Source organism: Arthrobacter sp. efr-133-R2A-63 (assembly GCF_030209795.1).
In the GTDB taxonomy this organism is placed as follows: Bacteria; Actinomycetota; Actinomycetes; order Actinomycetales; family Micrococcaceae; genus Arthrobacter; species Arthrobacter bambusae_A.
This window is the reverse complement of the sequence record NZ_JARVRG010000014.1, coordinates 1-25193: the sequence shown is the minus strand read 5'-3', so window position 1 is coordinate 25193 and position 25193 is coordinate 1. Positions and strand designations below refer to the sequence as shown.

Below are 25193 nucleotides of genomic sequence, written 5' to 3'. Positions count from 1 at the left end.
CTCGCTCTCCGCGGAGCGCAACGACTCGAGTTGGGCCCGGGCGAGGTACTTTGGCGGGAACATCAGCAGGCCAACCGCGCCGACGTCGTACTTTCCCCTTGCTGCAGCAAGGGGAAGGGCGAAACATCGTTCTGGCCACGAAGTTCGGGGACGAATGCGGCGACCATGGCTCCTGGGCGGCCAGCAACGACAGGCCGGAATACCTACGCTCCGCGTGCCCCCTCAGTCACCTAGCCAGCCACTGATTTTTTGCCCAGCACCACGTTCGCGGGCGGCTCCCCAGCGAGCAGCAACGAGATCTGCTTCTCGATCAGCCGGACCATCCGGGGGAACATCGCCGAGCTCGCCCCTCCCACGTGAGGCGTGATCAGCACACCGGGGGCCGTCCATAAAGGATGGTCGGCCGGCAGCGGCTCCGGGTCTGTCACATCCAAAGCAGCGCGTAACCGTCCCGACGACGTTTCCCGCAGCAAGGCTTCCGTATCTACCACGGGACCTCGCGCCACGTTCACCAACAACGCCCCGTCCGGCATAGCCGCGAGGAACCGGGCATCAACCAGCCCACGGGTTTGCTCGGACAGCGGTACGCTGACCACCACGATCTCGTTCAACGGCAATTGTTCGTACAGTGAATCGATGCCGTAGATCCGGCCATGTTCATCGTCCCGTTCGCGGCTTGCCATCCGCATCACCAGCGTTTCGAACGGCAACAGCCTGGCTCCAATGGCCTTGCCCACTCCCCCGTAGCCAACAAGGAGAACCCTGCGGTCCGCCAAGCTGGGACGCTGGCCGTTGGCCCATATTCCGGACTCCTGGTTACGCACAAACTCCGGAATCCCGCGCTGGCTGGCGATTATCATCCCCAAGGCGAGTTCCGCCGTCGACGTCTCATGGACTCCTGCCGCGTTCGCGAAGGCGCAACCAGACGGCAAGACGTCAGCGACGCCGTCGTACCCGATCGACTGGCTCTGCACCAGCCGGACCGTCACACCCTCCAGCGCCGCAAGCGCGTCTGGCCGGCCCAAATAAGGCGGCACCAGCAGGTCGAAACCGTCCGCCGGGGCGGGGCCAGTCAGGTCCCACACCACGAACTCGACGTCGGCGGAGGGTTCCATGACGTCCAGGAGTTTCTGATCGGGCAGGCACACCCGCAGTCGGGCCGTCATTGCGCCACCATCAGAATGACGTTCGCAGCACGCAGCGCGGTTTCGCTCATTTCCCTTTTCCTGCTTCCCTTGGCGGTCGACTTAGCTGGACGGCAAGTCGTGTTCCAACACCAATTTACTTTCCGCCGCGGTCCGGCGGCCCGTTCCCGCCCTCACGTTGTCCCTCCTCCGCCAACGTGCCTATAGTGGCCCTACCCGCACCCCTCTCTGAGCACCGTCCTGCCGTCCAGCACGTTCTGCCACCTATAGGAGAGAACCCCATGGAAAACCGCACGCTTGGTTCACTGACCGTTTCTGCCCTCGGCCTCGGCTGCATGGGCATGAGTGAGTTCTACGGGGAAGGAGACGAAAGCGAATCCATTGCCACCATCCATGCATTCCTCGACGCCGGCGGCAGCCTGCTGGATACCGCCGACATGTATGGACCCTTCACCAACGAAAAGCTGGTGGGCAAGGCCATCGCGGACCGTCGAGACGACGTCGTTCTGGCCACGAAGTTCGGGAACGAACGGCGCGACGACGGCTCCTTCGTGGGCGTCAACGGCAGGCCCGAATACGTCCGCTCTGCCTGCGACGCCAGCCTGCAACGCCTCGGCGTGGACTACATAGACCTGTACTACCAGCACCGGGTGGACAAGACCGTCCCCATCGAGGACACCGTGGGCGCCATGGCCGAACTGGTCCAGGCCGGAAAGGTCAGGCACCTTGGACTGTCCGAGGCCGCGCCGGACACCATTCGCCGCGCCCACGCGGTACATCCCATCACCGCATTGCAGACCGAGTACTCCCTCTGGGAACGGGAGCCCGAAACGAAAGTCTTCCCCGTCCTGGCAGAGCTGGGCATCGGATTCGTCCCCTACAGCCCGCTCGGCCGCGGTTTCCTGACCGGGCAGATCCGCAGCGAGGCCGACTTCGCGGAGAACGACTTCCGCCGCCACTCCCCTCGCTTCCAAGGCGAGAACTTCAAGCGAAACCTGGAACTCGTGGACCGGGTGAAAGAACTCGCCGACCAGAAGGGATGCACTCCCGGACAGTTGGCCCTGGCCTGGCTGCTGGCACAGGGCGAGCACATCGTCCCGATCCCCGGCACCAAGAAGCGCGAACGCCTGGCCGAGAACCTGGGGGCCACCGCCGTCGAACTCTCCGAAGATGATCTGAAGCGCCTCGACGAACTGGCCCCGGCAGGGTCTACTGCCGGAGCGCGCTACCCCAACATGGCCAGCATCGACGTCTAGACACTGGCAAGCGAGGGCGGCCACCATGTTATCCGTGCTGGCCGCCCTTGCTTATGCCGATGATTGCCTAGCGTCGTTATGAATCTGCCCCTAGAGCGCCCTAACGAAAGATCGGACAAGGAGGTCATCCGGGCTGTAGTTTTCTGCCCAAGCCGCGAAACTCTCGTTGATCGCCATGATATTTATGTTGACGCAGAAGGTGCCGTTATCGGTACCGCTAAGTCCCGACGAGATACGCGGACAAAAGTCTTTACGCTCATCGATCATGGCAAAGATTCTCTCCAGGAACTCCTGGCGGTCTGGGCTAAGGAACCACTCGGTTGGCGCATGAGGGTCCGATTCTGAGTATCTAGAGGCTGCTCCCGCCCAGGTGTCGAGCCAGTGCTCGGGAGGATCGAGCACTGCCTTGGCTTCGATGCACATGCCTCTGAGAATGCCACGAATGGTATGCCAAGAGCCCTCGGCTCCGCCGAACTGCCGTTCTTGCGTTCCCAAGCCCGTGACTCTGATTCTGTTTGGCGTCGAGTCCCGTTCGGCTTGTTCCCTCAAACCGGTGTGCGGTTCATCGGGGTGAAGTCTCGGACGCGCATAAGTGTGCCCGTCGGTTCCGGTGAACAGGCGTCCACATACTTCCACCGAGGAACCTTCGCGGACAGGGCGCAACTTCTGGCCGCTGGTTGTTTCGCTCTTTGCCTTCATAGGGCGTGGCGACCTCCGCTTCGTTTAGACAGAATCAGGAACCAGAACCCAAAGCGACCAGCGGCCGGCGTTGAAAGAACCGGGACGATTCTGAAGACAGCGATAGTCAAGAATATAAGGGTGCGTATAGAGGATCGGGAAGGAGGCCTTTTTGCACGTCCCCTCGCTGTAAAAGTTGTCTTGCCAGACGTTCCAGACCTTGGCGACCTGCGGCTCCGTAGTTGCACCAACAATCGGAGCGGCCGGAGCCGCAGTCGACTCGGTGGTGGCGGCCCGGGCGGTGGCGGCGTTGGTGCCCGAGAAAACCAGAACTGAAGATAGTGCGATTGAACAAAGGATCTTACGACCATTAGGCATGACGAATTCCCCCCAAAAGTCTGCCGACGGAGCGAGATTTTCTCGTTTCATCATCGGTGGTGGTCAGACACTAGTTGAGACTGATGGGAAAAATCAATAGCTCACTATCAATTTTGAGATCCGGGTCCGTTCCCGCGGCTCCGTTTGGACGAGTGCGGGAGGCCCTGATGGCCGCCAAGGATGGACGCAGCGAGTATTGTCGCCTACTTTAAACAGACCGCCCGTCCTGTTTTGGAATGCCTACCTGCCCAATGGAGATGAACATGTCCCTCGTAAGGAAATCCGTTCTGTTCCTAGCGGTGGTCCCATGACGAGCTATGAAGTTAGGGCTGGCGACAGCAGCACCATCGGGCCTCTTCAACTGAAGAGCATCTGGCGTGAGCACGAGTTCAGAAACTTCGACCTCATGGTCATACTGCAAGTGTCCGGGTGCGAGCACATAGCCGAGCGAGTGATCAGCGGTGATCCGGTATCATCCGAGGAAAAGTCGGTTCTCGAAATAGCGAATGATTTGGCCAAGCAAAAGGGCTACCTTCCCCTGTTTGACATGACCGATGGCAACGCACGTATCTCCGAGAATGCCGGACCGGAGCTGGCAAAATTCTTCAAATCCAACGAATGGCTAACGAGAAATCGAAGGAGTACGCGGCGGCTCTAACTCCGCGCATCCGCAAGTAAAGAAACAAAAACAATCGGCCTGCGTGGATTACCACGCAGGCCGATTGTTAGGGGCTAGCTATACAGCGATGAGATTAGCCGTCGTTGCCGGCAGGGGTGGTGGTAGCGGTGTAGCCCTCAAGCTTGAGTGCGGCCTGGGCGTACTTCTGGGTGAAAGTGTCGGGGATGTTGACCTTGGAGGTGTCAACGCCGATGGTCTTCTCTTCGTCGAAGATGGTCTTCGGGCCGCCGGCGGGCATGATGCCGTCCGGGAGGAACTGGCCCTTGTCCTGGTTCAGCGCTGCGACGTACTGGTCCTTGGAGATGGTGCTGTTCTGGACGAAGGACTGGGGCAGCTTGTCGGCGATGTCCTGGGCGGAGTGGGTGCTGATCCAGTGCATCGTGTCGACGAGGGCGTTGACAACCTTCTGGGCTGCGTCTTCGTGGGTCTTGACCCAGTCAGACTGGGCGAGGAGGCCGGCCGACGGCAGGGTGCCGCCAAGTGCTGCGGTGGCACCCTCAGTGGTGGCGAGGTCAATCGCGGAAGTGGCGAGGTTCTTGCTCTCGAGGGCCCCGACCGTGGGCTGGGTGGTCATGACGCAGTCAGCGGAGCCGCGCTGGATGGCCGCGATGGCGGTTGATCCGGCGCCGACGGCGATCGTGTGGTAGTCAGTCTTGGCGAGGCCGGCCTTCGCGGCGATGAACTGGGTGAGCTCATCGGTTCCCGAGCCGAGGTCGGTAACGCCGACGGTCTTGCCCTTGAGGTCCGCACCCGTCTTCACGTTTGCCTTGGGGCTGCACATGATGCGTTCGCCCGGTGCGCTCGAGAGCTGTACGAGGTTGATGACGTTCTTGCCCTTGGACTGGAAGTCGACGGTGTGGACGTACCAGGCACCGGCCATGTCCACCTGCCCCGATGCCATCGCGTCTTCGGCGCCAACGCCACCCTGCTGCTCGGTAGAGAGCTCCACCTTCACGCCGTACTTCTGGTAGTAGCCAAGCTGCTCTGCGAGCTGGTACGGCAGGTAGATCTGCTTGTCGATGCCGCCAACCATCATCTTCACGGTGGGCATCGAGGCGGCGTCCGCGGAAGCACCGCCGCTCGCAGTGCTGCTGCTGCTTGCGGAGCTGGTGCCGCAAGCCGCGAGGCTCAGTGCGATCACTCCGGCAGCGCCGACGGCGTAGATCTTGTTCTTCATCATGGTTGTGCTTTTCCTTCTATTGTGAGGATTCGAGCGTTGGGTAAGTGGAGTGCAAAACGGCGAGCGTCAGATCGCCTGGGCTTCGGAACGGTTTGGTGGCCGCCACTTGAGCAGGGTGTGCTCTAGCAGGGCGATGAGGTATTCCGCCCCGAGCGTGATGACTGCGATGATCACCATGCAAGCGAAGACTGTGTTGGGGTCGAAGGTTCCCTGTGCCTGGCTGATGATCAGGCCGATTCCCTGCTGGGCACCGAGCACTTCAGCAACAAGCGCGCCGATGATCGCGAAGCCGAATGCCGTGTGCAAGCTGGCGATGATCCAGGTCATAGCCGAGGGAATGGTCACGTGGATCGCTACCTGGAGCGGCGATGCACCCAGGACTCGGACGTTTCCGACCAGGTTCTGGTCCACTTCACGGACACCCTGGAAGGCGTTGAAGAAGACGACGAAGAAGACCAGGACCGCTGCGAGCAGCACCTTCGGGAAGACGCCGAGGCCGAACGCCACGATGAAGATCGAGCCGAGCACGATTCTGGGGATGGAGTTCACGATCCGGATATACGGGCCGACAACTTCCGACAGGTACTTGTTCGAGCCCAAAAGGATCCCGAGCACGACGCCGACGAGCGTGCCGAGCAAGAAGCCGTAAATCGCTTCCTGCATGGTGACCCAGAGGTTTTCCCAAATGGTGCCGAATGCCGTGCCCTCGGTGAAGAGCTTGACCAGGCTGTTCCAGATTTCGGTCGGCTGGCCGAAGAAGAACTTGTCCACCCAGCCCTCCGTGGTGAACCACTGCCAGCCACCGATCACAACGAACGCGAGAATGGCACGGCCGGCCCAAACCCACGTGGTGCGACGGTTCATGGCACGCCGGGCGGAAACCTTGAGCTCACTCGCTTGTGCTTTCTCTTGCTCTTGCACGGGAGCACCTCTACTGATTGTGGTTGTCATGCTGCTACACCCGCCGATTGCTTGTAAGCGCGAGTGACTTCGTCCTTCAAGGACTCCCAGATCTGGCCCTGCAGCTCCAGGAACCGCTCCTCGTGCCGGATCTTCTGGACATCTCCACGCGGCCGGGGCAGATCGATGTCGAAGACATCCTTGATGGTTCCCGGGCTGCTGGTCATGATGACCACCTTGTCGGCGAGCGCCACGGCCTCGTCGAGGTCGTGCGTGATGAACAGGACAGAGGGGCGCAGTTCTTCCCAGAGCGCCAGCAGCTCATTCTGCATGATGGCCTTGGTCTGCACGTCGAGGGCGCCGAACGGCTCATCCATCAAGAGGATCCGCGGGTTGTTGATCAGCGCCGCCGCCATGGCGACGCGCTTGCGCATGCCGCCGGACAACTGGTGCGGATAACGGTCCTCGAAGCCGGCCAGGCCCACGCGGCGCAGCCAGTCCCTTGCGAGCACGGTGGCTTCCTTCTTCGGCGTCCCGAGCAGGACCGGGCCGATCAAAACGTTTCCGAGAACGGTCTTCCACGGGAAGAGCGCGTCTGCTTGGAACATGTAACTGACGCCATTGGTGATGCCGTCAACCAGCTGGTCGTGGACCCGCACCGAGCCGGCGCTCGGCCGTTCCAGGCCGGAGACCTGGGCCAGGGTGGTCGACTTGCCGCAGCCCGTCGGTCCGACGATCGCGCAGAACTGGCCGGGTTCGACCCTCAACGTCACATCGCGGATGGCAGTGAATGTCTCGTTCTTGGGAGTGAGGTAACGCTTGGTCAACCCGACGATGTCGATGCCCGCGGCGTCCTCAGTCCTCTCGGGGGCCCCGGGCGGCCGGTTGGGGTGGATAGCATTCATAACGCTAAGACCTCTCTGTCTTTGGAGTCCCTTCATTGGGATTTCCTTGAATTCGTGATGTGGATCACGGCAACTGTGTCAAGCTTAGGAAGGGAGCATCCGGGCCAGAAGTCTTCAGTAAGTTGTGCGCCTTAGCCGCAAAAATGCACGTTTTGTGCGTTTTCTGCCGTCGCTTCAACTACCGGAACGCCCGTACCGGCGCGGACATGGAAAGGAGTCCAAACCTTGATTAGGACATTGGTCGTCGACGACGATTTCCGGGTCGCCGGAATCCACGCTGCCCGCGTGGCCAGGGTTGATGGTTTCGAATGTGTCGGTCAGGTGTACAGCGCCGCAGCCGCGCGGGAGGCGATAGCGCGCCTCAACCCGGACTTGCTCTTGCTGGATGTACACCTGCCGGACGAGGACGGGATCTCGATGCTGCGGTCCCTGCAGGCGGCCGGAACCGACGTCGACTGCATCGTCATTACCGCGGCCCAGGACCTGGCCACCGTCAAGTCAGCGATGACCAGCGGCGCGGTCTATTACATGGTCAAGCCGTTCAGCTTTGACCGGCTCCGCACGCAATTGGAGGCGTACCGGAGCTGGCGGCAGGAGCTGGATTCCGCTTCAACTGCCGATCAAGCCACCATTGACAGCCTTTACAACGCGCGCTCCGCCGGGGTCAGGCCCGCGGCTCCGGCGCCGCGCCTGCAGCCCACCATGCAAAAAGCGCTCGACGCCGTCCGCGCCGCCGGGGGCCCCGTCAGCGCCGCTGAAATCGCCGGACAGCTTGGGGTCAGCCGCCCGACGGCGCAGCGTTACCTCAGCGTCCTGGAACAAAAAGGCCTTCTCGTCTTGGACCTCACGTATGGCGGCACCGGCCGGCCGCTCAACTCCTACACGGCGAGTTGAGCGGCCGCCCGGCTACCTCTTGCCTACTCGGCCGCTGACTACTCGGCTGCGGCGGGCTCGGCCTGCTTCACGAGGGCAGCCTCGAGGTTGATCTTCACCTTGTCGCTCACCAGGAAACCGCCGGTCTCCAGGGCGGCGTTCCACGTCAGTCCGAAGTCCTTCCGGCTGATCTCGGTTTCGGCGGAGAACCCGGCGCGCGTCGCGCCGAAAGGATCAACCGCGACGCCGGTGAACTCAACTTCCAGCTCCACCGGCTTGGTGATCCCGCGGATGGTGAGGTCGCCCGTCAGAGTGTAGTCATCGCCGTCGCCCTCTACGCTGGTGGCCCGGAAGGTCATCTCCGGGAACTTCTCGACGTCGAAAAAGTCGGCGCCGCGGACGTGGGCGTCACGGTTGGCATCGCCGGAGTCGAAGCTCGCGGTCTTGACCGTTGCGTGGAGCGAAGCGTCGGCCAACGACTCGCGGACGCGGGCCTCGGCGCTCGCGTCAGTGAAGCGTCCGCGGACTTTGCTGATGCCGGCGTGCCGGACGCTAAAGCCGATCTCGCTGTGAGCCATGTCGAGCAGCCAGATGCCGGAAGTCAAACCTTTGGGAAGAGTCATGGTGGATCTCCTGTTTCGCAAGAATGTCGCTTGGATCGATCCCTTCCACCCTTGTTGAGCCCGAACTTGAAGTCAAGGACTCCAGCTCCCTATCTAGCCGACAAGGTCGAGGTCCGGTCTGGTCCCGGCCTGATCAGTGGTGAGCGGGTGGCGTCGACCACCTCGTTGCGCTGCGGCGCCGGCGAGGACCACCAGCGTGATGCCGACAAACTGGATGAGCGAGGGCTGCTGGTGGAGCACGAGCAGTCCGAGGAGAACGCCGAAGGCGGGTTCGAGCGCCATCAGGGTGCCGAAGGCGGCTGAAGTCATCCGGCGCAACGCGAGCAACTCCAAGATGAAAGGCAACACGGGCATCAGGACAGCCACTGCGACTGCGGTAGCGAGGACACCGAAGGTGAGCTGTCCAGCGGCTTGCGGGATACCTACCACCGCTGCCGTGAGGGCAGCCACGGGAACCGTGAGCGAAAGTGTCCCGATGCCAGTGAAACGATCGCCAACGCGTTGGGTGAGCAGAATGTAGGCCGCCCACCCGCCGGCGGCGAGGCAGGCGAACCCGATACCCGCCAGGTCGACTTGCCCTTGCCAGGGGTCGGTGAGCTGGACGACTCCCACCAGTGCGAGCGCAGGCCAGAGAAGGGCCCTCGCGTTGTGACTGCGCACGGAGGCGACGGTCAAGGGGCCAAGGAACTCGATCGCGACGGCGGTGCCGAGCGGGATGCGCTCGATCGCGGCGAGGAAGGCAATGGTCATCAGCCCCGTGGCGACACCCAGTGCCAGGAGCACCGGCACATCGCGACGGCGTACCGCACGCAGCGGAGGCCGGGCCACTGCCAGGAAGATGAGCGCTCCCACGCTGAGCCTCAGCCAAGCGGTGCCGGCCGCACCCACCACAGGGATCAGGTCTACCGAAAGGGCGGACCCCAGCTGTACCGAGAACATCGCGGCAACGGCCAGCCCCCATGGTGGCACTGCGGCGCCGCGGATTGCGCGTTTACTCATGCCGGTGTCCGGACCCTACGCCGGGTTCGAAGACGGCCAGGGAAAACCTCGCCGGCTCCGTGCCCGGATTGGCATAGGAATGCGCCACGTTGCCCGGGAAGCTGACAGCGTCACCGGTATCGAGGGTGATCGCTTGCCCTGCGACCTCGACCACCACTGTGCCTTCCTGAACCTGCAAAAGTTCCTTGGTACCCGGTGTGTGGGCCTCGCTTACGTGACTGTCACGCGGGCTCAAAGTCCAATCCCACAGTTCAACCACGTCCGGCGATTCTGTGCCGGCCACCAGCACCCCTTGGCCACCGGAAGCACTGCTCCACAATGCCGCTCCTTCACCGCGGCGGGTAACCTTTACCGGTTTGGGCTGGGGCGATTCGACCAAGGCCGGCAGCCCGACTCCGAGCGCGTCGCTGATCCTCAGCAGGGTTCCAACGCTTGGATTCGCGGCGCCCTGCTCGACGTTGACCACCATTCGGCGGCTTACACCTGCAGCATCCGCCAACTGATCAAGGGTCCAGCCCCGCGACTGCCGCTCCTGCCTGACCCGGGCGCCGATTGCGGATGCCAGGGCAGTTGTACTCTCATCCATAAGTGCATCATACTGCACTTATAGTGCACTGCGAATTGTCCACTTCTTACCGGTGAAGCGCCGTCCGATTCCACTTTTCACAATCCCTTAGATGCTGATGGGCGAGAATAGCGATCCTGGTTGCAGGTCTAGTTCCGTTTGTGGGTCTTGGTGTGGCGGGGTGAGGTTGAGGACGCAGTCTTCGAAGCGGCGGATGGTCCTTTTGATTTAGGGCGAGATCGTGGCTAGGTCTTCGGGGTCGATGGTGTGGCCTTCGGCGGCGAGCTCGTTGGCGGCGGCGGTGATATCGCAGGCGGTGGAGTAGATGACGATGTTGGCCAGCAGTTCGTTGAACCTGACGATCTTTTCTTGCTGGTCGGGGTCGTCATGACTGCTCATTTCGTTGCCGGAGGCCAGCCCAGTGTAGATTTACGGGTTTCTGTATTTGATGAAAGCTGCTAGGGAGCTGTTTCGTCATTCACTCTTGTCTGGACGATTGGAGATCGATCGCCGTCTTAGGTAAATGATCGCAATCGCTGTCAGGATCGGGAGGCTGAACATCGCCCCGAATGACCTTGGCCCAGGCACGCTCCCGTCGAACCATGGCATCAGGATCGACAGGAAGTTCCACGACCGTGACGACCAATCTATCCCCGTTGGAGTAATGGCTTCGCTGACAAAAACCGCCGGGAAGAAGACCACCACCGGAATAATGCCCACCGTGTAAGGCCCCAACGACGGCGGCTGACGGTGTCGCGCTCTGCAGTCACCCCATCATTCCTCTCAACTGACACGCCTCCCATGAATGTTGCATTCGCTCTTTAATACAACTGGCGGCCATGGACGCCTGCCGTGGCTTCCCGTCCAGGATGTCTCTCTCGATTCCGCTCGGGCGCGGGAGACGATCTCTTTGAACCGGGCTGGTTCCAGGTATGGTTCGCCGGGCTTCCTGATCACTCGTCCCACGTATGGGTCTCGTTGCTCAAGATCTATGTGGTTACTTGGACTGGTCGTGTACCCCGCCTCGACTTCTGCGCTGTCCTTGTTGAATGCAGCCATGATCAGGTACAGCAGCGGTCCAATCGTGATCATTATCAATATGATCAGCGAGGTCATCACCCGTTGGACCCACAAATTCAAAAAACTGAGGACGGCCCCTGTGAGAGGGAGGGGAGGAAAATCTTCGTGTATTTCGTTCTGGTATTTGCCAACCAGTATGCCGAGGGGCCGTCCAGAAGTGTCCCCGGGTCTTCGTGATTCACCAATCTAGGATACCCAGTGGCGTCCCAGGCCAGAATTGTCGACACGTGGTCAAATTCTTTTGGATTTCTTTCCAGCTCTTACCGCCCCCTTGCGCTGCGAATGCCTGGTCTGTGCAGGTGTCGAAGCTGGTGACGCATCCAGTGACTGACGAGAAATCAGTCGGCCCAGATATGTATGAATTGTAGGAATTCGAGGGGGAAGCGCACCCTGTACCACCATCATCCTCCGAGATCTGTGTAGCGGACAGCCCAAGAGGGTCCATCTTGTTCAGCGGATCGCTATTCGCATAGCTGTAGATGGCCTTGGTAAGGGCTGCGAGCGAGTCTGCATTGAGAAATTGGGCTGTTTGCGGGTCGTAGTACCGGTTCCTGACAGACGGGATGTCAGGAAACCTTGACAAGGGCGATGCGCGTTCCGTGAGGCTGCGCAATGGCCGAAGTTTGTATATTTGTAAATGCGTATATTCGAATACTACGAACTTGCGAAGTCCGTAAGTACGCTTGTTTCTGAACCTGTAAGTTCAATCAGGTTAGCTGCGGACCCCTTGGGTGGCCGGTTGAGCAACACAACGAAGAAGCCCTTCCCGGTCATTGACCCGGGGAGGGCTTCTTTGCGGGGCTCTGCCGAGTTGGCCCCCACGTCTTGGACAAGAAGACCCGGGGAACGGTCAACTATGCGTCGTGCCTTGACTCATTGTCTAGTTTCTTTCGGCTTCTGCGCAGCGCTGCCACCGTAATCCAGGCAACGGCGCTGATGAATGCAATCGCCATGACAACGAGGAGAATAACGGTCATCCAGTTCGGTTCTCGCATGTTCCTATCCTAGTCATTACGGTGAAGTGTCCCACCGTGAGCTGTTCTGGACGTAAAAGGTCAACGACGCCGTTGTGGAGTACCAACCCATGTTCACGAGAGCGCTTGCGCGTGCGCGGGCTGCGCCGGAGCAGTTCTGCACTCCTTGGAGGACTTCCTGGGTGATTCCGCCCACAGATCCGACACCGCTGTACCAGGCTCCGTAGATGTTGTAGATCGCTCCGGCAAAGCTGGGCGCGCAGCTGCTGCCGAGGCGGCCGTCAGACTCGAAGGCCATAGTGAACGAGAACTGATCAGTGCGGACCTGGCAGTGCCTGAACTCGAACGTTCCGACACCGGTGTAGTCGGCACAGTTGGAGATGGACATGGGCGTTACCTCAGCCTTGGATCCCCCTGACCTGTGCTCGGTGGGGTTCTGGAAGGTAGTCAGCGAGACGGATCCGTCCCCGAACTCCTTCCTGACCTCCGTCTTATCCGGCTGCTTCTTGGTCTTGGTGCTGACGGGAGATGCACCTGTCATGGATTCGGGCACGACTCCCTTCTCCAGATTGGCAATCAGGCGGTCCCTGACTGGTGGAGCAATCCCTAGCCGCTCACTCGATTCCATCACAAAGGCGCGGTCGGAGCCGCTCAAAGTGTGGCCGTCAGCGGCTTGAGCCGGCGGCGCTAATACCATTGCCGTTGCCGCCAGGGCAGCGGCAACTAAGGCAGATCTGAATTTCATATTTCCCCCCAGTTGAGAAATGACCCGCCGTTTTTAGCGGGCTTGACGTGAAGCCTAGGTGATCGTCGAGGGTTACTCAACCGTTTTTATAAAGCATATTTTGTGGATCCTCGGTAGTGATTCATCCGCCATGGCAGCCACGCTGGGAGGCGCGGAACAACTAAGATGGGGTGTTTCACTAATTCACAAGCCTCCCCTTGACTGGCGGGCACCCTCAGTCGAGAGTGACACTTGTGAGGCGTGATGCCGTTCGGGAGTATCTAGCGAGTGCCCTGTGGGCGATGCCCACCTGCGCCGTCGTCGTCGCAATCATCGCGGGTGCGGGGCTCTCCGCGGTTCAGCTCGACGCCACGTCGCCCCTCGCAGTCCTCCTCTTCCAAGGGACCTCCGACGACGCGCGTAACCTGCTCATCGGGATCGCGAGCACCATGGTGACCGTCATCGCCGTCGTGCTCGGCCTCACCGTCGTGGCACTGCAGCTCGCGTCGACGCAGTTCAGCCCGCGGTTGCTGCGGAACTTCCTGCGCGACATCCCCAACCAGGTAACGCTCAGCGCGTTCGTGGCCACGTTCGCGTACAGCACCGCTGGTCTCTACACGGTGGGCATCGCCGCCGGACAGCGCACCCAGGACTACCCTCGCCTCGCGGTGAGCGGGGCACTCCTGCTGCTGTTCGTGAGCATGGTGATGCTCGTCTTTTTCGCCCACCATCTGTCCCATTCGATCCAGGTGGATCAAGTCATGAAGGGTGTCGAGAAGGCCACGCTCAAGGTGATCGAGCGGTCCTTTGTTCCCGGGGATCCCGGAATCCGCATGCCAAACCCGCCGCCCGGCGCCACGGCCCTGCTGGTACCGCAGTCGGGATATGTCCAAGCGTTCCACGTCGAGGCGTTCGTGGAGGCGCTCGCGAGCCGGGGCCTTGCTGCCCGGATGGTGCCCATGATCGGCCGGCACGTCGTCGCGGGTTCCCCGCTCGCCTGGGTGTGGGAGAGCAAAGGCGAGGGCGCACGTCCTCCCGCCCTCGACGGCGGCGCTGAACTGCGCCGTGCGCTCGCCCAGAGCGTGCGGATCGGTTACGAACGGACCCTCGAGCAGGACGTCGCCTTCGGGATCCGGCAACTCGCCGACGTCGCGTCCAAAGCGCTGTCGCCCGCGATCAACGATCCCTACACTGCGAACCAAGCGGTGGACCATCTCGGCTCGATCCTCGCGGCCCTCTCCATCCGGCAGCACGGGCCGCAGGCCGTGGTGGACGCGCAAGGCACCGTAAGACTTTACGTACCGGCCCGCGATTTCGCCTATCTCGTGGATCTGGCCCTCGGACAGGTGCGACGCTACGGCGCGAACGAGCCTCGCGTCGTCAGGGCCCTGTTGCGCGCGTGCCGTGAGCTCGTGTGGTTCGGCGACGCGGCCCACCACGCCGTCGTGCGTCAGTACGTCGAGACCCTCATGAGCGATGTGACCCGGCTCGTGGCCCAGCCAGCCGATCGCGACCCCCTCCTCGCGGAGGGCGCGGCGCTGCTGGAAGCCTTCGACGACGCCGACGGCGCGAGCGGCGCCGGCAGCTAGGGTTTGCCTGCCTGCGTCATTCGACTTCTGCTTCGGCGGCCACGTTGCGGATGCCGCGGGGGCGTCCTGCTTTAGTCCAGGCCCGGTAAAGGAGGCCTGCGACGGCGAGGCTGACGAGGGGAAACCCGCGGGAAAGATTGGCAACGAGAGTGAAGGCCACAGCGAGGGCTTGAGCTGCCGACCAGACTTCCCGGCTCACCTCCGAATGCCTCCCGCCCGCTTCTCGGAGCGCTGGCGGGTGACTCTATTGCGGAATCGATACTGGGGAACGGCGCCGATCTGCTGCATGAGGCTGAGGGTGTCAGTTGATCCCCAGTGCTCAGCAACTTTGCCGTCCTCGACGCGGATGATGTCGGTCCCGCCGAACTCGACGCTATTGCCTGATGCTGGAACGCCGGCCATGTCACCGCGGTGGGTACCCGTCATCACAACGTGGCACGCCTCGAAGGTTCCGTCCGTCAGCCACGGCTGTAATGTCTTGACCTTGATGTCCGGGAACGCTGTCCGGATGGCCGAGACGAAGAACCGAACGCCGTCCTTCCCAGGCGGTTGTCCGGGAAGTGCCTCTTCGTGGTCCACCAGGTTGTCCATCGCGAGCTCATCAATCAGATCCAGGTTTCCACCCTCGATGATTTCCTTGTAAAAACGCCCGATCAGTCCATTGTCATCAGTCATTTCCGACTCCTGTATGAGTGAGACCGTCCCATTTTTCCCCCGTACTTACATCCCGACGCCGGGCGCCATCCCGGGCGCAACGGCGATCGCCACGGCGATCACGGCCAGCGCGACGGCGACCAATCGGTTGGCGATCCGCCTCCACGGGAGCATCTTCTCCAAGGCAATGAACGCCCCCACCACAGCCATCCAGCCGACGCTCATCACGCCGAGTGCGAAGAGCGCCACCATGAGCGCCCAGCAGCAGGCGACGCACCATGCGCCGTGTTCGAGTCCAAGGCGCAGTGCACCAAAGGTCCCGTAGCGGATTCGGCGCAGGATGAAGTCCATCGGCGTCCGGCATTTCATCAGGGAGACGTTCTTGGCCGGCGTGAGCTGGTACAGGGCCGCCACAAAAATCACTGCGGCTGCAAGGTAGCGACCGCCCGGATCGGAGGAAAACAACCCCGGAACGAGGGCCGCGACCATCGCGTACAGCGTATAGGCGGCGAGGCCGAAGATCGTCCACGAGATCAGGTAGCCGGCCACGAATATGGCCGTGGAACCCGCAGGTGCATAGCGCCCGGTCTCGCGGCGGTGCTGGGTGATCCTGGCGTAAGCGACCACCATGGGCGCCACGGACGGAAACATCATCGCCGCAAGCATCACCACCCAGGTGGTGAGGAAGAAACCGAGCGGCCCGGGATCCGTCCAACGCCCCATGTCCATCCCGGACGTTTGTGCGGCAGAAACGATCCAGCTGACTGCCGCGAGGACGAGCAGAACCGCGACAAGACCGGCCTCGCGTGGATCCATCCTGAACGCTGTGGCGCGCATGGCTCTCATGACATTTCCCAAGACATTGAGGACTCTCCTCGCTAGCACCATCGACTAGCGGAGCTCCCCCAAAGGCAGCGCCGAAATCACTCATTTTGAGACCCACGAACCTCGTAAGGCCGACGATATTCCGGCCTCATGAGGGTGTCAATATGCTCTGCTTGCCGGAGCGCAAGCCTCCCGGCGACGCACTTCAGTTCCCCGTGGCCGGGACTACGTCCCCGTTTCGAGGCGGACCGGGCAACCGGCATGCCGTTGGACGCCTCCGTCGCAGGCAGTCAACGCGCGGATCTGGGGAGCAGCATCGCAGAGACCACGCCGACAGTGCTTGTCCAACGCACAGCAACCCCAAAGCTACAGCGCCCTCACGAACGATCGAACAAGGAGGTCGTCGGAACTGTAGCTGCCTGCCCACGATGCGAAACTTTCGTTGATCGCCAGCATGTACAGGCTAACGCGGAATGTACCTTCGTGAGTGCCGTTGAGTCCGGACGAAATATGGGGATAGAAGTCCTTATGCTCTTCAAAGCTGGCAAAGATTCCTTCCAGAAGCGCCTTGCGGTCGGGACTAAGGAACCACTCCGACGGCTCATCGGGCTTCGACTCTGCGTATCTTGGGTCCGCTTCCTCCCACGAGTCGAGCCATTCCGCAGGGGCATCGAGTGCAGCTTCAACTTCGATGCTCATCCCCCTCAAAGTGCCACGAATTGTGTGCCACGAGCCCAGTTCACGAGTTTCAAGGCCCGTGACCCTGATTCTGACTGTTGTTGTGTCCATTTGAGCTTGCTCGTGCAGACCGATACGCGGTTCATCCGGGTGCATTCTCGGCCGTACATAGGCATGTCCGTCGGCCCCCATGAACAGCCGACCGCGCGCTTCGACCAAGCTTCCGTCTTGGACAGGAAGTAATAACTGGCGTCTGCTTGGTGCACTATTTCCAGCCATAGGATGTACTGACCTTTCATCTGACGCGGGGCACAGGTTGCACTGCTGCCGCGAGAGGCGAGGTGCGGCTCCTTAGCGCGAAGAACGTCCCTATAGTTGCGATTGAAATAAGCAGCAACGACTCTCGAAGGAGTATGCCCAGGGGTGCGAGCATGATAGGGCCGTTCTGCAGCATGTGTTCACCCAGATCCGTTCCATGGATCAGCAGAACGAGCGCGGCAGCTGCTACGAAGATCCGCGTGCGCGTCCGTCCCAGGAACCAGAGCACGATAAGGGCCGGGATCAGATAGACCCAGTGATGCACCCAACTTACAGGTGAGACAAGATTGGCAGTCATTCCGACAGTCAGAACCGCCGCCAGCGTCTGTCCCGCGCGGAAGATCTCCGCAGCAGCCAACAAGCCGAGAAGGGCCACAACGATAACGATGACCTGGGAGGGCGAGACCGCCCAATGCCCGATCGCTCCGGCCGCCCCCTGTATGGAGTTGTTGCCCGCGCTGGCGAACTGGGTGCCGAGATCAACCTTCGAGCTGAGCTGCCACACGTTTGAGAACCAATAGGTGACTGACATGGCGGGAAACATGATCCCGCCAATAATGACCGTCCCGACGAAACCGACAGTGGCGGAGACCGCCATATGCCATTGTCTTGTCATCAAGAGATAAGGAATGAAGATGGCCGGGGTCAGCTTGATACCGGCAGCGACCCCGATCAACACCCCTTTCGGAACGAACCGGGACCACCTTCTATTGGTGTGACGACAGAAATCCGCGAGACAGAGTCCAGCGAGGAACAAGTTGATCTGACCCCACACCAAGTGCTGGGCGACGATGGTGGTACAACAGCCCAGCAAAAGAAGCGCGAGCCATATCGTCCGGCGCCTGGGCAAAGACTGCGGCAGGCAAACACCAATGATGAACGCCAAAATTGCTACGCAGCCCGTGGTCCACAGCATGAAGGACACCTGGGAAGGAAACAAACTCGTGACAGATAGGAGCGCAGCTGCAAACGGCGTGTAAACGAAAGGCAGACCCTCGGCCGGCAAAAGTTCCCCAAAAATGTTGCGGGAATAGATGTCTCCCCCGGGCCAAGACGCTACCGAAGCGTACCGATAAACCAAGAAGTCCACCGGAGGGTAGACGCCGAGATTGAGCAGATACAGGCTGGCAAAGATGATCCCCAGCGCCGGGACAATTGTCATTAATGGCCACATCCGAACAACGCCGCTCAAAATTTCGGCTAACGTGAAAGGACGTTTCCGGTAGGACTTAGCCACGTAGTCAAGTGCCCGCCGGACTTTCTCTTCGAACACTTCCCAGCTCCTCACGCAGACACCCCAGCTTTGAAATGTGAGCCTGGCTGCCTTCCAAGTCTGAGGAGAGCGCCCCAGAGCCCTAGCCTGACAATCTATCCAACGCTACGGTCGAAAATCATCACTGGGTGTCCATTGCACTGAAATTGAGTGGGCATCGCACCGAAAATGAGTGGTCAAGCTGGGTCGGAGTAGGTATAGGGGTCTATCGAGCCGCAGCGGGTTTCGGAGCGGCGCGATGGGACCTATCCCACGGCCCCCGGCTTCCGCCAAGCCAGCGCCAGCACAAACACCACCGCGCTCAGGCCCAGCATCACGAGCACCATGAGCCCCCAGTTTGCCTGGTTGACCCCGGGCCCGTACAGCACACCAATGAGCACCGTCGCAGTGATGGCCCCGAGGTATCGGCACGTCTGGAAAATCCCGGCTGCCACTCCCCTGTCCTCAGGCCGCGCGGACACATACAAACCTTGGTTCGACGCCGTGCTGACCACGCCATACGGAATACCCATCAGCGCCGTGAGTATGAGCACCAGCGGGGGCCAGAAGGACAGCGTCAGCACCCCGAGCGCACCGGAAGCCACCGCCAAAAGCACGACGCCAGCGATCATCACGGACCGTACGCCGAACCGCTCAATGAACCGCACCGTCACCGGCGTCACGAAAACCGACATGGCAGCAAGGGGCAGCATCAGCAGGCCGACCACGCCGGCGTCGTACCTTCCGGCCTGCTGCAGCAACTGCGGAAGCCCGAAGAAGGCAAAATAGTAGACCGCACTGAACACCGCGAAACCCAAGTACAACAGCAACAGCGGCCGGTTCCGGCCGAGCAGCCGCAAGTCCAGGAACGGCGGACTGAACCGGAACTCGCGCCATGCGAACAGCCCCGCCAAGACAACAGCGACGGCGACGAACCACCAGCGATAAGCCGGCATGACGTTGAGCAGCGCCATCATCGCGAGCGTCAGGGAGGCGATGAACGCCAGGATGCCCGGAATGTCGGAATCGCGCAGGAGGGCGGAGAGCTTGCCGCTTTCGCGTCCGACGTCGGGCGGCGCCACCCGCCGCACCACGATCAGGGCCAGAAGCGAGATCGGCACGTTGATCGCGAACAGCGCCTGCCAGCCGACAAGGCTCACCAAGAGACCGCCGACGACGGGCCCCACCGCTGCTGCCGAGGTGTTCGCCATCTGGATCCGGCCCAGGGGCCGGGTGGAGCTGATGTTCGCCTGCCGGCTGAGCGTCGAGACCATCACGACGGCGCACGGGTACGCCGTCGCGGTCCCCACCGCCATGAGCGCGCGCGCCACGCAGACCAGTGCGAAGTTCGGCGAGAACGGCGCCAGAAGGCAGGAAATGGCAACCACCGCCATGCCGAAGGTGAACAACCTCCGCGGACCGAAACGGTCCGCGAGCCGGCCCATGAGCGGCTGGCCAGCCGCGGAGGCGAGGTAGAAGGACGTGATCACCCAGGTGACCGTGGCGACGTCGAGCGCAAAGTCCTGGCGCAGAACCACGAGCGCAACCGCGATCATCGATGAGTTAAGCGGATTCAGCGCCGTCCCGAGACTCAATGCAGCGATCGCTAGGCCGGGGCGGGGTTTGTTGCTCACGTCCCTAAGTCTGGTCCATCGTTGCCTCAGGTCACGAAACGACGCGTCACGAACGGCGGCACGCCTCTGGGGCGGTTGTCGGATCCAGGTTTCACAGGAGCACAACAGGTTGCCTCTGTATCGTCCTGCGGATGCGTGCAAAACCGAAACCCACCACGGTCACGGATGATGTGCGGGGCAGTCGACCCACCACGAAACGGGCGAAGGCGGAGACTCTGGCCATCTTCGCCGTTTTCGCCCTCTACGCGGCCTTCCTCCTGAAGCTGCTTCTCTTCTCTCGTTCACCGGGTTCGGAGAGATCGATCAATCTCCTCCCGTTCGCAAGCATCGCGCAATACGCGTTCAGCCACTCTCCCGGGACCGCGAGAGTGGCGTTCGCCAACGTCGCCGGGAACATCCTGATCTTCATCCCGCTCGGAGTCTACGCATCGTGGCTCCGACCTCGGGCGGCCGCATGGCTGACCATGCTCAAGGTCGCCTCGGTCAGCGTCGCCGTGGAGATCATCCAGGGCGTGTTTGCGGTTGGAGCATCGGACATCGACGATGTGATTCTGAACTGCGTCGGAGGACTCATCGGAATTCTCGCATTCCGGCTGCTCTCCGCGATCCTGCGCGGGCGATCCCGGGAACGGACCGCGATGGCCGTGTTTTCGCTGCTTTCGATGCCCGTCTGGGTCTACTTCTTGTTCATCATCCGACTACACATGTGAACACATCCCGTCAGCTCTGCGGTATGGACAGAACCGGCTTGCGCTTGCCGTTGGCGTCTTCAGTCAGCGTCGGGACCGGGGGCGCCGGCGGGGCTACTACCGGCGCGGGTGCTGGCGGTGGCGGCGGCGCGGGTGGAATGCAGGAGTAGTTGTAGTCGAAGTCCGTGGTGAATTGGGTGAGCGCAACCACGCCCCCGGCCGTCAGCGGAGGGGCCGAGCAGAGTTCGGCGGCGGACTCGGGTGACGTTGCTCCGGCAAGCCAGCTCTTAAGCCCGTTCAGATTGCTGTTGGGGCGAAGCTGACCAGCGATGACCCCGAACTGGTACGACGTTGAGTAGATGCCCACCGCAACGCCAATGCTTTGCAGGTAGGCGGCCATGCCTTCAAGATCGGCGGCGTTGGCCACAGTGTCCCAGGACCAGGCATTCCCGGTCTCCACGTCCAGCCACCACATGTGCTTGGCGGGGTCGGGTACACCGAACCGGTTGACGTCGTCGGAGGCCATTCCGTAACCGTAGATGTAGGCACAGGCCGCCGAAGCGGTCCCGTCGCAGTTTCCATACGGGTTAGGACCCGTCAGGGTGACGTCCCTGTTGGATGCCGGCCACCACCCGCCAGATCCTGCGGGATTGGCGGTGTTGACGTACAGAGCGGCCGCCGCTTGGCTCGTCCCGCCCGCCGAACCGCTGGCCCAGCCCAGCTGTTCGGCGAAACAGGGATTCACGGTGCCCGGCCGGCCGCCGTTCACTCCGACGATCGCGAACGCCTGGCCGGAAGGCAGTCCGCCCCCGCATTGGGGCCAGGAAATGTCGTTGCCCAACGCGGCGGCCGGGTTCGGAGACGCCATCGGTGCGGCATTCGCGGCGGAGGATGGGATGGCTATCCAAGCAAACAAGAGGCAAGCGACGGCCATGAGTTTTGCAGTTTTCATGATGTGCGTCCTTGGCATGGTTCAGGGCCCTGCCGGGGCTGGTACTGCCGCACATTGCGTTCCAAAAAGCAATGGCAGTGAGCCATCTTCGGCTCACTACGGATCCTACGGACCGGCTTCCAGACAGCCTTGAGTGATCCCTACTCGACTTAGTTAATGGATTTGCGAGTGTGGCCGGGATTGCACCCGGAGAATGGGGCTCAGCCCTCTGAACCGCGTCAGGAAGCAATCAGTCCGTCAGCGACTACCGCGAGCATCGATGCTGCTGCATCGGCCGGAAGTTCGCTGTTGTCCACTACCGCGGCCACGCCACCGACGAGCCGGCTGATCTGCATCGCGTCGACTCCGGGGCGCAAGGCCGAGTCCAACGCCTCGATCACGCGCTGATTGGCCCCCAGGTAGGTCTGGCACTTTGCCGCGAATGGCGAACCGGGGTCGCCCAACGCGGCAGTAATCCGCGCGGCGGCACCCTTGTGCTCTGTCAGCATCGACGCATAGTCGGTCAGCCAATTCAGCAACCGCTCCCGCGCAGGGGCGTCGAGCGTCAGGGCCCGTTCGACGGCGGTGTTGACCTTCTCTGCCCACGCTTCCAGGACCGCGTCGTACAACGACTCTTTGGTAGGGAAGTGCCGGTAGAGCGTACCGGGTCCCACCTCGGCCGTTTTGGCAACTTCATCCATCGAAACGGCTTCGTAGCCTTTGACCCGGAAGAGCGCACGTGCAACCTCCACGATCCGGTCGCGGTTGCGTTGGGCGTCAGCGCGCACAGAAACACCTTTCGATACACCATTGCAAATCGGAGAGTGTCTCCGTATAGTTCTAAGCGGAGCATCTCTCCTCTTAGTGTACGTCAGCCCCCTCGGCTAGAACAGGACACCTCCCATGACACCCACAATCGCCACACGCGCCCCAGCCGGGATCGTTACATCCGGCCGTCGCGCCGGCAGCATTGGCCTCTGGCTGGTCATGCTGGCCCAACTCATGCTTGTCCTCGACGCGACTGTCGTGAACGTCGCGCTCCCCCACATCGCCACCGACCTCCACTTCGACCGGGCCGAGCTCAGCTGGGTCCTGAACGGCTACGCCGTCGCTTTCGGCGGCCTCCTGCTGCTCGGCGGACGGATCGGAGACGTCGTCGGCCGCCGTCGCACCTTCCTGGTGGGCGTCGCGGCCTTCACGCTCTTCTCACTACTCGGCGGCCTGGCCACCTCGCCGCTCCTTCTCGTCATCGCACGCGCGCTTCAGGGCCTCGGCGCCGCATTCGCCGCTCCGAGCGTGCTCGCACTCATCACCACAAGCGCAAAGGACGACGGCGCGCGGAACCGGGCGCTCGCCCTGTTCTCCGCCATTGCCTCCATGGGTGGCGCGCTCGGGCTCATCCTCGGCGGTCTTCTCACCGACACCACCAGCTGGCGGTGGACCCTCTTCATCAACGTGCCGATCGGCGTCGTGGTCCTCATTGCGGTACCGCGCCTCGTCGCGGAAACCCCCCGGCGCCCCGGGCGCTTCGACATCCTCGGAGCGGTCACCGCGACGGGCGGCGCCGTCGCCATCGTGTGGGGCCTCATCCAAGCGGGCGACGTCGGCTGGTCGAGTCCGCGGACGATCGGCGGCCTGGTTGTCGGGGCCGCGCTGATCGCCATTCTTGCCGTCACCGAACGGAGGGTGGCCCACCCGCTGCTCCGACCGCAACTGCTGCGCAGTCCCAGCCGAGTGGCCGCGCTGGCAGCGATGGCGGCCACCTACGGCGGGATGCTGGCGATGTTCTTCCTCATGGTCCAGTACCTCGAAGACGATCTGCACCTCACGCCGATGGTGACGGGGCTGGCGTTCCTGCCGATGCCGCTGAGCATCTTCGCGATGTCGCGGATCGTCCCGCGGCTCCTCGAGCGCTTCGGAGCCGTCAGTCTGGTCATCTTCGGCACGGCCCTTCGCGTCGTCGCTTTCTTGCCGCTCACGCAACTCAACGCTGACACCCCGTTCGCCATTGTTTTGCTCGCGCTTCTGGGCACCGGAATCTCCGCCGGCATGACGTTCATGCCGCTCACGACGCTCGCGCTGCGAAACGTCGAACCCGAGCACGCAGGTTCCGCATCGGGACTCTTCCAGACAATGCAGCAGTTGGGCGGCGCCGTCGGGCTGGCCATCGTCGCTTCGATCTACGCGGCATTCGCTGTCCCCGGCGATTTCCTGACCGGCGGGCGGGCCGGGTTCTGGTCGGCAACCGTCCTTTCCGCACTCGCGCTGGCAGCCGTCCTGGGGTTGGTCTTCAAACCCCGGAACGCCGCATGAGGAGTGCTCTCACAGGCCGCCTAAGCCCCTGGCATAGGCGGCCTGTCCCGCGTGCTGAAGGCAATCGGCAATCGTGCTGACCAACCGCACGCCGAGAGTGACAGGCGGGTCCCAACGGGTGTCGACGACGCGATCAAGGTCCTCATCGCCAAGGGTTTTCACGAACGCCACCGTCTGCCGATGGACGGCGTCGTAGTATTCGAGCAACAGCGCCGGCGGCGCCTGAACTGCGTCGACTTTATCGCTCGAGTGGCCGTAGCCGGTGTCGCGTTCGGGCAGTGGCAGCTTGAAGCGGGCGGCAAACTCCTGCGAGGTCCACGCCTGTTCGACGCCGGCGGCCGACGCGACTTGGACGTCCTCCACCCGGCTGAGGTGCCAAATCAACCAGGCTATAGAGTTCCCGGTGCCGCCGGGCCGCCGGGCCAGGGACTCGCCGTCGACCCCTTCAAGCGTGGCGGCCACTATGTCACGGATCCGGGCAAAAGCATCCAGCAGCAGTTCGTTGGATTTCATCGCGTCCTTTCACTGTGTTCTTCGCCGGGATCCCACGAAGTCCAAGGCCTCGCGTGCCAGGGCCAGCCAGGACTCCTCATCGTCGGAAGTGACGGTGAGCCATTCCCTCATCGCACGGCCCTTTCCGGCGTCAAACGGTGCGCCAGCTCCGGTTCCGATCAACGTCTCGACCCGCTGGTGCGGCAGCTTCACAACGAGCCTGCCTCCGGAGAGCATCGCAAAAATCGAGCCGTGGACCTTGAGAGCATTCGAACCGAATCCGCGTTGCCCCGGTTCTCCCGGCACGCCGACGTCCGGACTGGCCCTGAATTCATCAACCAGCACGTTGAATCGCTCCTCAGGCAGCATGGGAACATCTTCCCGCCCAAGACCTCGTGGAACAACCAGTTCCGATCCGCCGGTTGTTCGGGATCAGGCATTCGGCGGATCAAGCATCGGTGGATCTGCATCGGCGGATCTGCAGGCATAAACTACAAGCAGAACCTCTTCCGACTGCGGGGAGCTCACATGGACACTGAATTCGCCGATGTCATCGGTCATGATGTCACCACGATCACTTGTCTCTGCGGAAACACCGTCAGCAAAGAGGGATTGATTCAGGCCAACTCACAGGGCGTTCCTGTTTACGCCGGAAATGACTCGCCGGTACCCGCCGGACTTGCCGCGTGGCCCGACGACGAGGACCTCTACACCCTGTGTCCGGCATGCGGCCGCGTCTATCACGACACCATCATTGAAGCGACAGGGACCGCGCCCGTTTCGTTCCAAGTCGATGTCACGGCAGGGCCGGTCGCGGAGGCGATCCGGGTTCATTGGGACCTCAACAGCTAGTACTTGG

29 protein-coding genes are annotated in these 25193 nt (G+C 62.1%); 7 read left to right on the top strand and 22 right to left on the bottom strand.

Annotated features, from left to right (window positions below; translation table 11 throughout):
• Nucleotides 1-230 precede the first annotated feature (230 nt).
• On the bottom strand, nucleotides 231-1166 hold the full coding sequence (locus tag QRN45_RS07405; protein WP_284762837.1) for a 2-hydroxyacid dehydrogenase: 936 nt from the start codon (nucleotides 1164-1166) through the stop codon (nucleotides 231-233).
• 260 nt (nucleotides 1167-1426) lie between these two features.
• Here QRN45_RS07405 and QRN45_RS07400 point away from each other — a divergent pair, with 260 nt between their 5' ends.
• The gene (locus QRN45_RS07400) at nucleotides 1427-2401 is read left to right on the top strand and encodes an aldo/keto reductase (protein ID WP_284762836.1); all 975 of its coding nucleotides are present in this window, start codon (nucleotides 1427-1429) and stop codon (nucleotides 2399-2401) included.
• 90 nt (nucleotides 2402-2491) lie between these two features.
• On the opposite strand, the gene QRN45_RS07395 is transcribed toward QRN45_RS07400, so the two are convergent.
• Together QRN45_RS07395 and QRN45_RS07390 are read right to left on the bottom strand one after the other, a co-directional pair.
• Nucleotides 2492-3100 carry a hypothetical protein gene (locus tag QRN45_RS07395; RefSeq protein ID WP_284762835.1) on the bottom strand — a complete coding sequence of 203 codons (609 nt, stop codon included), beginning with the start codon at nucleotides 3098-3100 and terminating at the stop codon, nucleotides 2492-2494.
• A gap of 24 nt (nucleotides 3101-3124) precedes the next feature.
• A complete protein-coding gene (locus tag QRN45_RS07390) occupies nucleotides 3125-3511 on the bottom strand; it encodes a hypothetical protein (RefSeq protein WP_284762834.1) in 387 nt (128 codons plus the stop codon).
• A 253-nt stretch (nucleotides 3512-3764) separates the two neighbouring features.
• Between QRN45_RS07390 and QRN45_RS07385 the strand changes: the two genes are divergently transcribed.
• A complete protein-coding gene (locus QRN45_RS07385; RefSeq protein ID WP_241710755.1) occupies nucleotides 3765-4115 on the top strand; it encodes a hypothetical protein in 351 nt (116 codons plus the stop codon).
• A gap of 94 nt (nucleotides 4116-4209) precedes the next feature.
• Here QRN45_RS07385 and QRN45_RS07380 read toward each other — a convergent pair whose 3' ends face one another.
• The 3 genes from QRN45_RS07380 to QRN45_RS07370 form a co-directional block, all read right to left on the bottom strand.
• Entirely contained in the window at nucleotides 4210-5316 is a 1107-nt protein-coding gene (locus tag QRN45_RS07380) for an ABC transporter substrate-binding protein (RefSeq protein ID WP_241710754.1), read from the bottom strand.
• Between the two features lie 66 nt (nucleotides 5317-5382).
• Nucleotides 5383-6237 (bottom strand): ABC transporter permease, encoded by an 855-nt coding sequence (locus tag QRN45_RS07375; RefSeq protein ID WP_216353788.1) that lies wholly within the window; start codon nucleotides 6235-6237, stop codon nucleotides 5383-5385.
• Nucleotides 6238-6263: 26 nt separating this feature from the next.
• Nucleotides 6264-7121, bottom strand: coding sequence for an ABC transporter ATP-binding protein (locus tag QRN45_RS07370; protein ID WP_241710753.1), 858 nt, complete (start codon nucleotides 7119-7121; stop codon nucleotides 6264-6266).
• Between the two features lie 225 nt (nucleotides 7122-7346).
• Between QRN45_RS07370 and QRN45_RS07365 the strand changes: the two genes are divergently transcribed.
• Complete coding sequence (locus QRN45_RS07365) at nucleotides 7347-8015, top strand: response regulator (RefSeq protein WP_284762832.1); 669 nt, start codon at nucleotides 7347-7349, stop codon at nucleotides 8013-8015.
• A 38-nt stretch (nucleotides 8016-8053) separates the two neighbouring features.
• Here the strand turns inward: QRN45_RS07365 and QRN45_RS07360 are convergent, their stop codons facing one another.
• The 6 genes from QRN45_RS07360 to QRN45_RS07340 form a co-directional block, all read right to left on the bottom strand.
• Nucleotides 8054-8617: a YceI family protein gene (locus tag QRN45_RS07360; RefSeq protein WP_078106102.1), complete on the bottom strand. Its 564-nt coding sequence runs from the start codon at nucleotides 8615-8617 to the stop codon at nucleotides 8054-8056.
• 93 nt (nucleotides 8618-8710) lie between these two features.
• A complete protein-coding gene (locus tag QRN45_RS07355) occupies nucleotides 8711-9616 on the bottom strand; it encodes an EamA family transporter (protein ID WP_078106103.1) in 906 nt (301 codons plus the stop codon).
• Nucleotides 9609-10202: a helix-turn-helix domain-containing protein gene (locus tag QRN45_RS07350; RefSeq protein WP_078106104.1), complete on the bottom strand. Its 594-nt coding sequence runs from the start codon at nucleotides 10200-10202 to the stop codon at nucleotides 9609-9611. The genes QRN45_RS07355 and QRN45_RS07350 overlap by 8 nt, the downstream gene beginning before the upstream one ends.
• Nucleotides 10203-10409: 207 nt before the next feature.
• Nucleotides 10410-10580, bottom strand: coding sequence for a Tn3 family transposase (locus QRN45_RS07345; protein ID WP_216353789.1), 171 nt, complete (start codon nucleotides 10578-10580; stop codon nucleotides 10410-10412).
• An 859-nt stretch (nucleotides 10581-11439) separates the two neighbouring features.
• Entirely contained in the window at nucleotides 11440-11844 is a 405-nt protein-coding gene (locus tag QRN45_RS20895; RefSeq protein ID WP_350309758.1) for an RHS repeat-associated core domain-containing protein, read from the bottom strand.
• Nucleotides 11845-12272: 428 nt separating this feature from the next.
• Nucleotides 12273-12776 (bottom strand): hypothetical protein, encoded by a 504-nt coding sequence (locus QRN45_RS07340; RefSeq protein WP_139359562.1) that lies wholly within the window; start codon nucleotides 12774-12776, stop codon nucleotides 12273-12275.
• Between the two features lie 437 nt (nucleotides 12777-13213).
• On the opposite strand from QRN45_RS07340, the gene QRN45_RS07335 reads away from it, so the two are divergent.
• Nucleotides 13214-14548 (top strand): DUF2254 domain-containing protein, encoded by a 1335-nt coding sequence (locus tag QRN45_RS07335; RefSeq protein ID WP_264637486.1) that lies wholly within the window; start codon nucleotides 13214-13216, stop codon nucleotides 14546-14548.
• A gap of 16 nt (nucleotides 14549-14564) precedes the next feature.
• On the opposite strand, the gene QRN45_RS07330 is transcribed toward QRN45_RS07335, so the two are convergent.
• The 6 genes from QRN45_RS07330 to QRN45_RS07305 all read right to left on the bottom strand — a co-directional run bounded on the left by QRN45_RS07330 (nucleotide 14565) and on the right by QRN45_RS07305 (nucleotide 19909).
• Nucleotides 14565-14747, bottom strand: coding sequence for a hypothetical protein (locus QRN45_RS07330; protein WP_264637485.1), 183 nt, complete (start codon nucleotides 14745-14747; stop codon nucleotides 14565-14567).
• Entirely contained in the window at nucleotides 14744-15223 is a 480-nt protein-coding gene (locus QRN45_RS07325; RefSeq protein WP_264637484.1) for an ester cyclase, read from the bottom strand. The genes QRN45_RS07330 and QRN45_RS07325 overlap by 4 nt, the downstream gene beginning before the upstream one ends.
• 45 nt (nucleotides 15224-15268) lie before the next feature.
• Nucleotides 15269-16048, bottom strand: coding sequence for a DUF2182 domain-containing protein (locus QRN45_RS07320; protein WP_264637483.1), 780 nt, complete (start codon nucleotides 16046-16048; stop codon nucleotides 15269-15271).
• A gap of 345 nt (nucleotides 16049-16393) precedes the next feature.
• Nucleotides 16394-16726 carry a hypothetical protein gene (locus QRN45_RS07315; RefSeq protein ID WP_284762830.1) on the bottom strand — a complete coding sequence of 111 codons (333 nt, stop codon included), beginning with the start codon at nucleotides 16724-16726 and terminating at the stop codon, nucleotides 16394-16396.
• A gap of 274 nt (nucleotides 16727-17000) precedes the next feature.
• On the bottom strand, nucleotides 17001-18296 hold the full coding sequence (locus tag QRN45_RS07310; RefSeq protein ID WP_264637481.1) for a glycosyltransferase 87 family protein: 1296 nt from the start codon (nucleotides 18294-18296) through the stop codon (nucleotides 17001-17003).
• Between the two features lie 245 nt (nucleotides 18297-18541).
• Complete coding sequence (locus tag QRN45_RS07305) at nucleotides 18542-19909, bottom strand: MFS transporter (protein ID WP_241710745.1); 1368 nt, start codon at nucleotides 19907-19909, stop codon at nucleotides 18542-18544.
• Between the two features lie 131 nt (nucleotides 19910-20040).
• On the opposite strand from QRN45_RS07305, the gene QRN45_RS07300 reads away from it, so the two are divergent.
• The gene (locus QRN45_RS07300) at nucleotides 20041-20619 is read left to right on the top strand and encodes a VanZ family protein (protein ID WP_241710744.1); all 579 of its coding nucleotides are present in this window, start codon (nucleotides 20041-20043) and stop codon (nucleotides 20617-20619) included.
• A 10-nt stretch (nucleotides 20620-20629) separates the two neighbouring features.
• Here QRN45_RS07300 and QRN45_RS07295 read toward each other — a convergent pair whose 3' ends face one another.
• Both QRN45_RS07295 and QRN45_RS07290 read right to left on the bottom strand, forming a co-directional pair.
• The gene (locus QRN45_RS07295; RefSeq protein ID WP_241710743.1) at nucleotides 20630-21550 is read right to left on the bottom strand and encodes a glycoside hydrolase family 25 domain-containing protein; all 921 of its coding nucleotides are present in this window, start codon (nucleotides 21548-21550) and stop codon (nucleotides 20630-20632) included.
• A gap of 218 nt (nucleotides 21551-21768) precedes the next feature.
• Entirely contained in the window at nucleotides 21769-22317 is a 549-nt protein-coding gene (locus tag QRN45_RS07290; protein ID WP_241710742.1) for a TetR/AcrR family transcriptional regulator, read from the bottom strand.
• Nucleotides 22318-22432: 115 nt separating this feature from the next.
• Here QRN45_RS07290 and QRN45_RS07285 point away from each other — a divergent pair, with 115 nt between their 5' ends.
• A complete protein-coding gene (locus QRN45_RS07285; protein ID WP_078106117.1) occupies nucleotides 22433-23842 on the top strand; it encodes an MFS transporter in 1410 nt (469 codons plus the stop codon).
• Between the two features lie 9 nt (nucleotides 23843-23851).
• Here QRN45_RS07285 and QRN45_RS07280 read toward each other — a convergent pair whose 3' ends face one another.
• Entirely contained in the window at nucleotides 23852-24355 is a 504-nt protein-coding gene (locus QRN45_RS07280) for a mycothiol transferase (RefSeq protein ID WP_241710741.1), read from the bottom strand.
• A gap of 9 nt (nucleotides 24356-24364) precedes the next feature.
• Nucleotides 24365-24703, bottom strand: a complete 339-nt coding sequence (locus QRN45_RS07275) for a TfoX/Sxy family protein (RefSeq protein ID WP_241710740.1) — start codon at nucleotides 24701-24703, stop codon at nucleotides 24365-24367.
• A 159-nt stretch (nucleotides 24704-24862) separates the two neighbouring features.
• On the opposite strand from QRN45_RS07275, the gene QRN45_RS07270 reads away from it, so the two are divergent.
• Nucleotides 24863-25186, top strand: a complete 324-nt coding sequence (locus tag QRN45_RS07270) for a hypothetical protein (RefSeq protein ID WP_264637479.1) — start codon at nucleotides 24863-24865, stop codon at nucleotides 25184-25186.
• The last annotated feature ends 7 nt before the right edge of the window (nucleotides 25187-25193 follow it).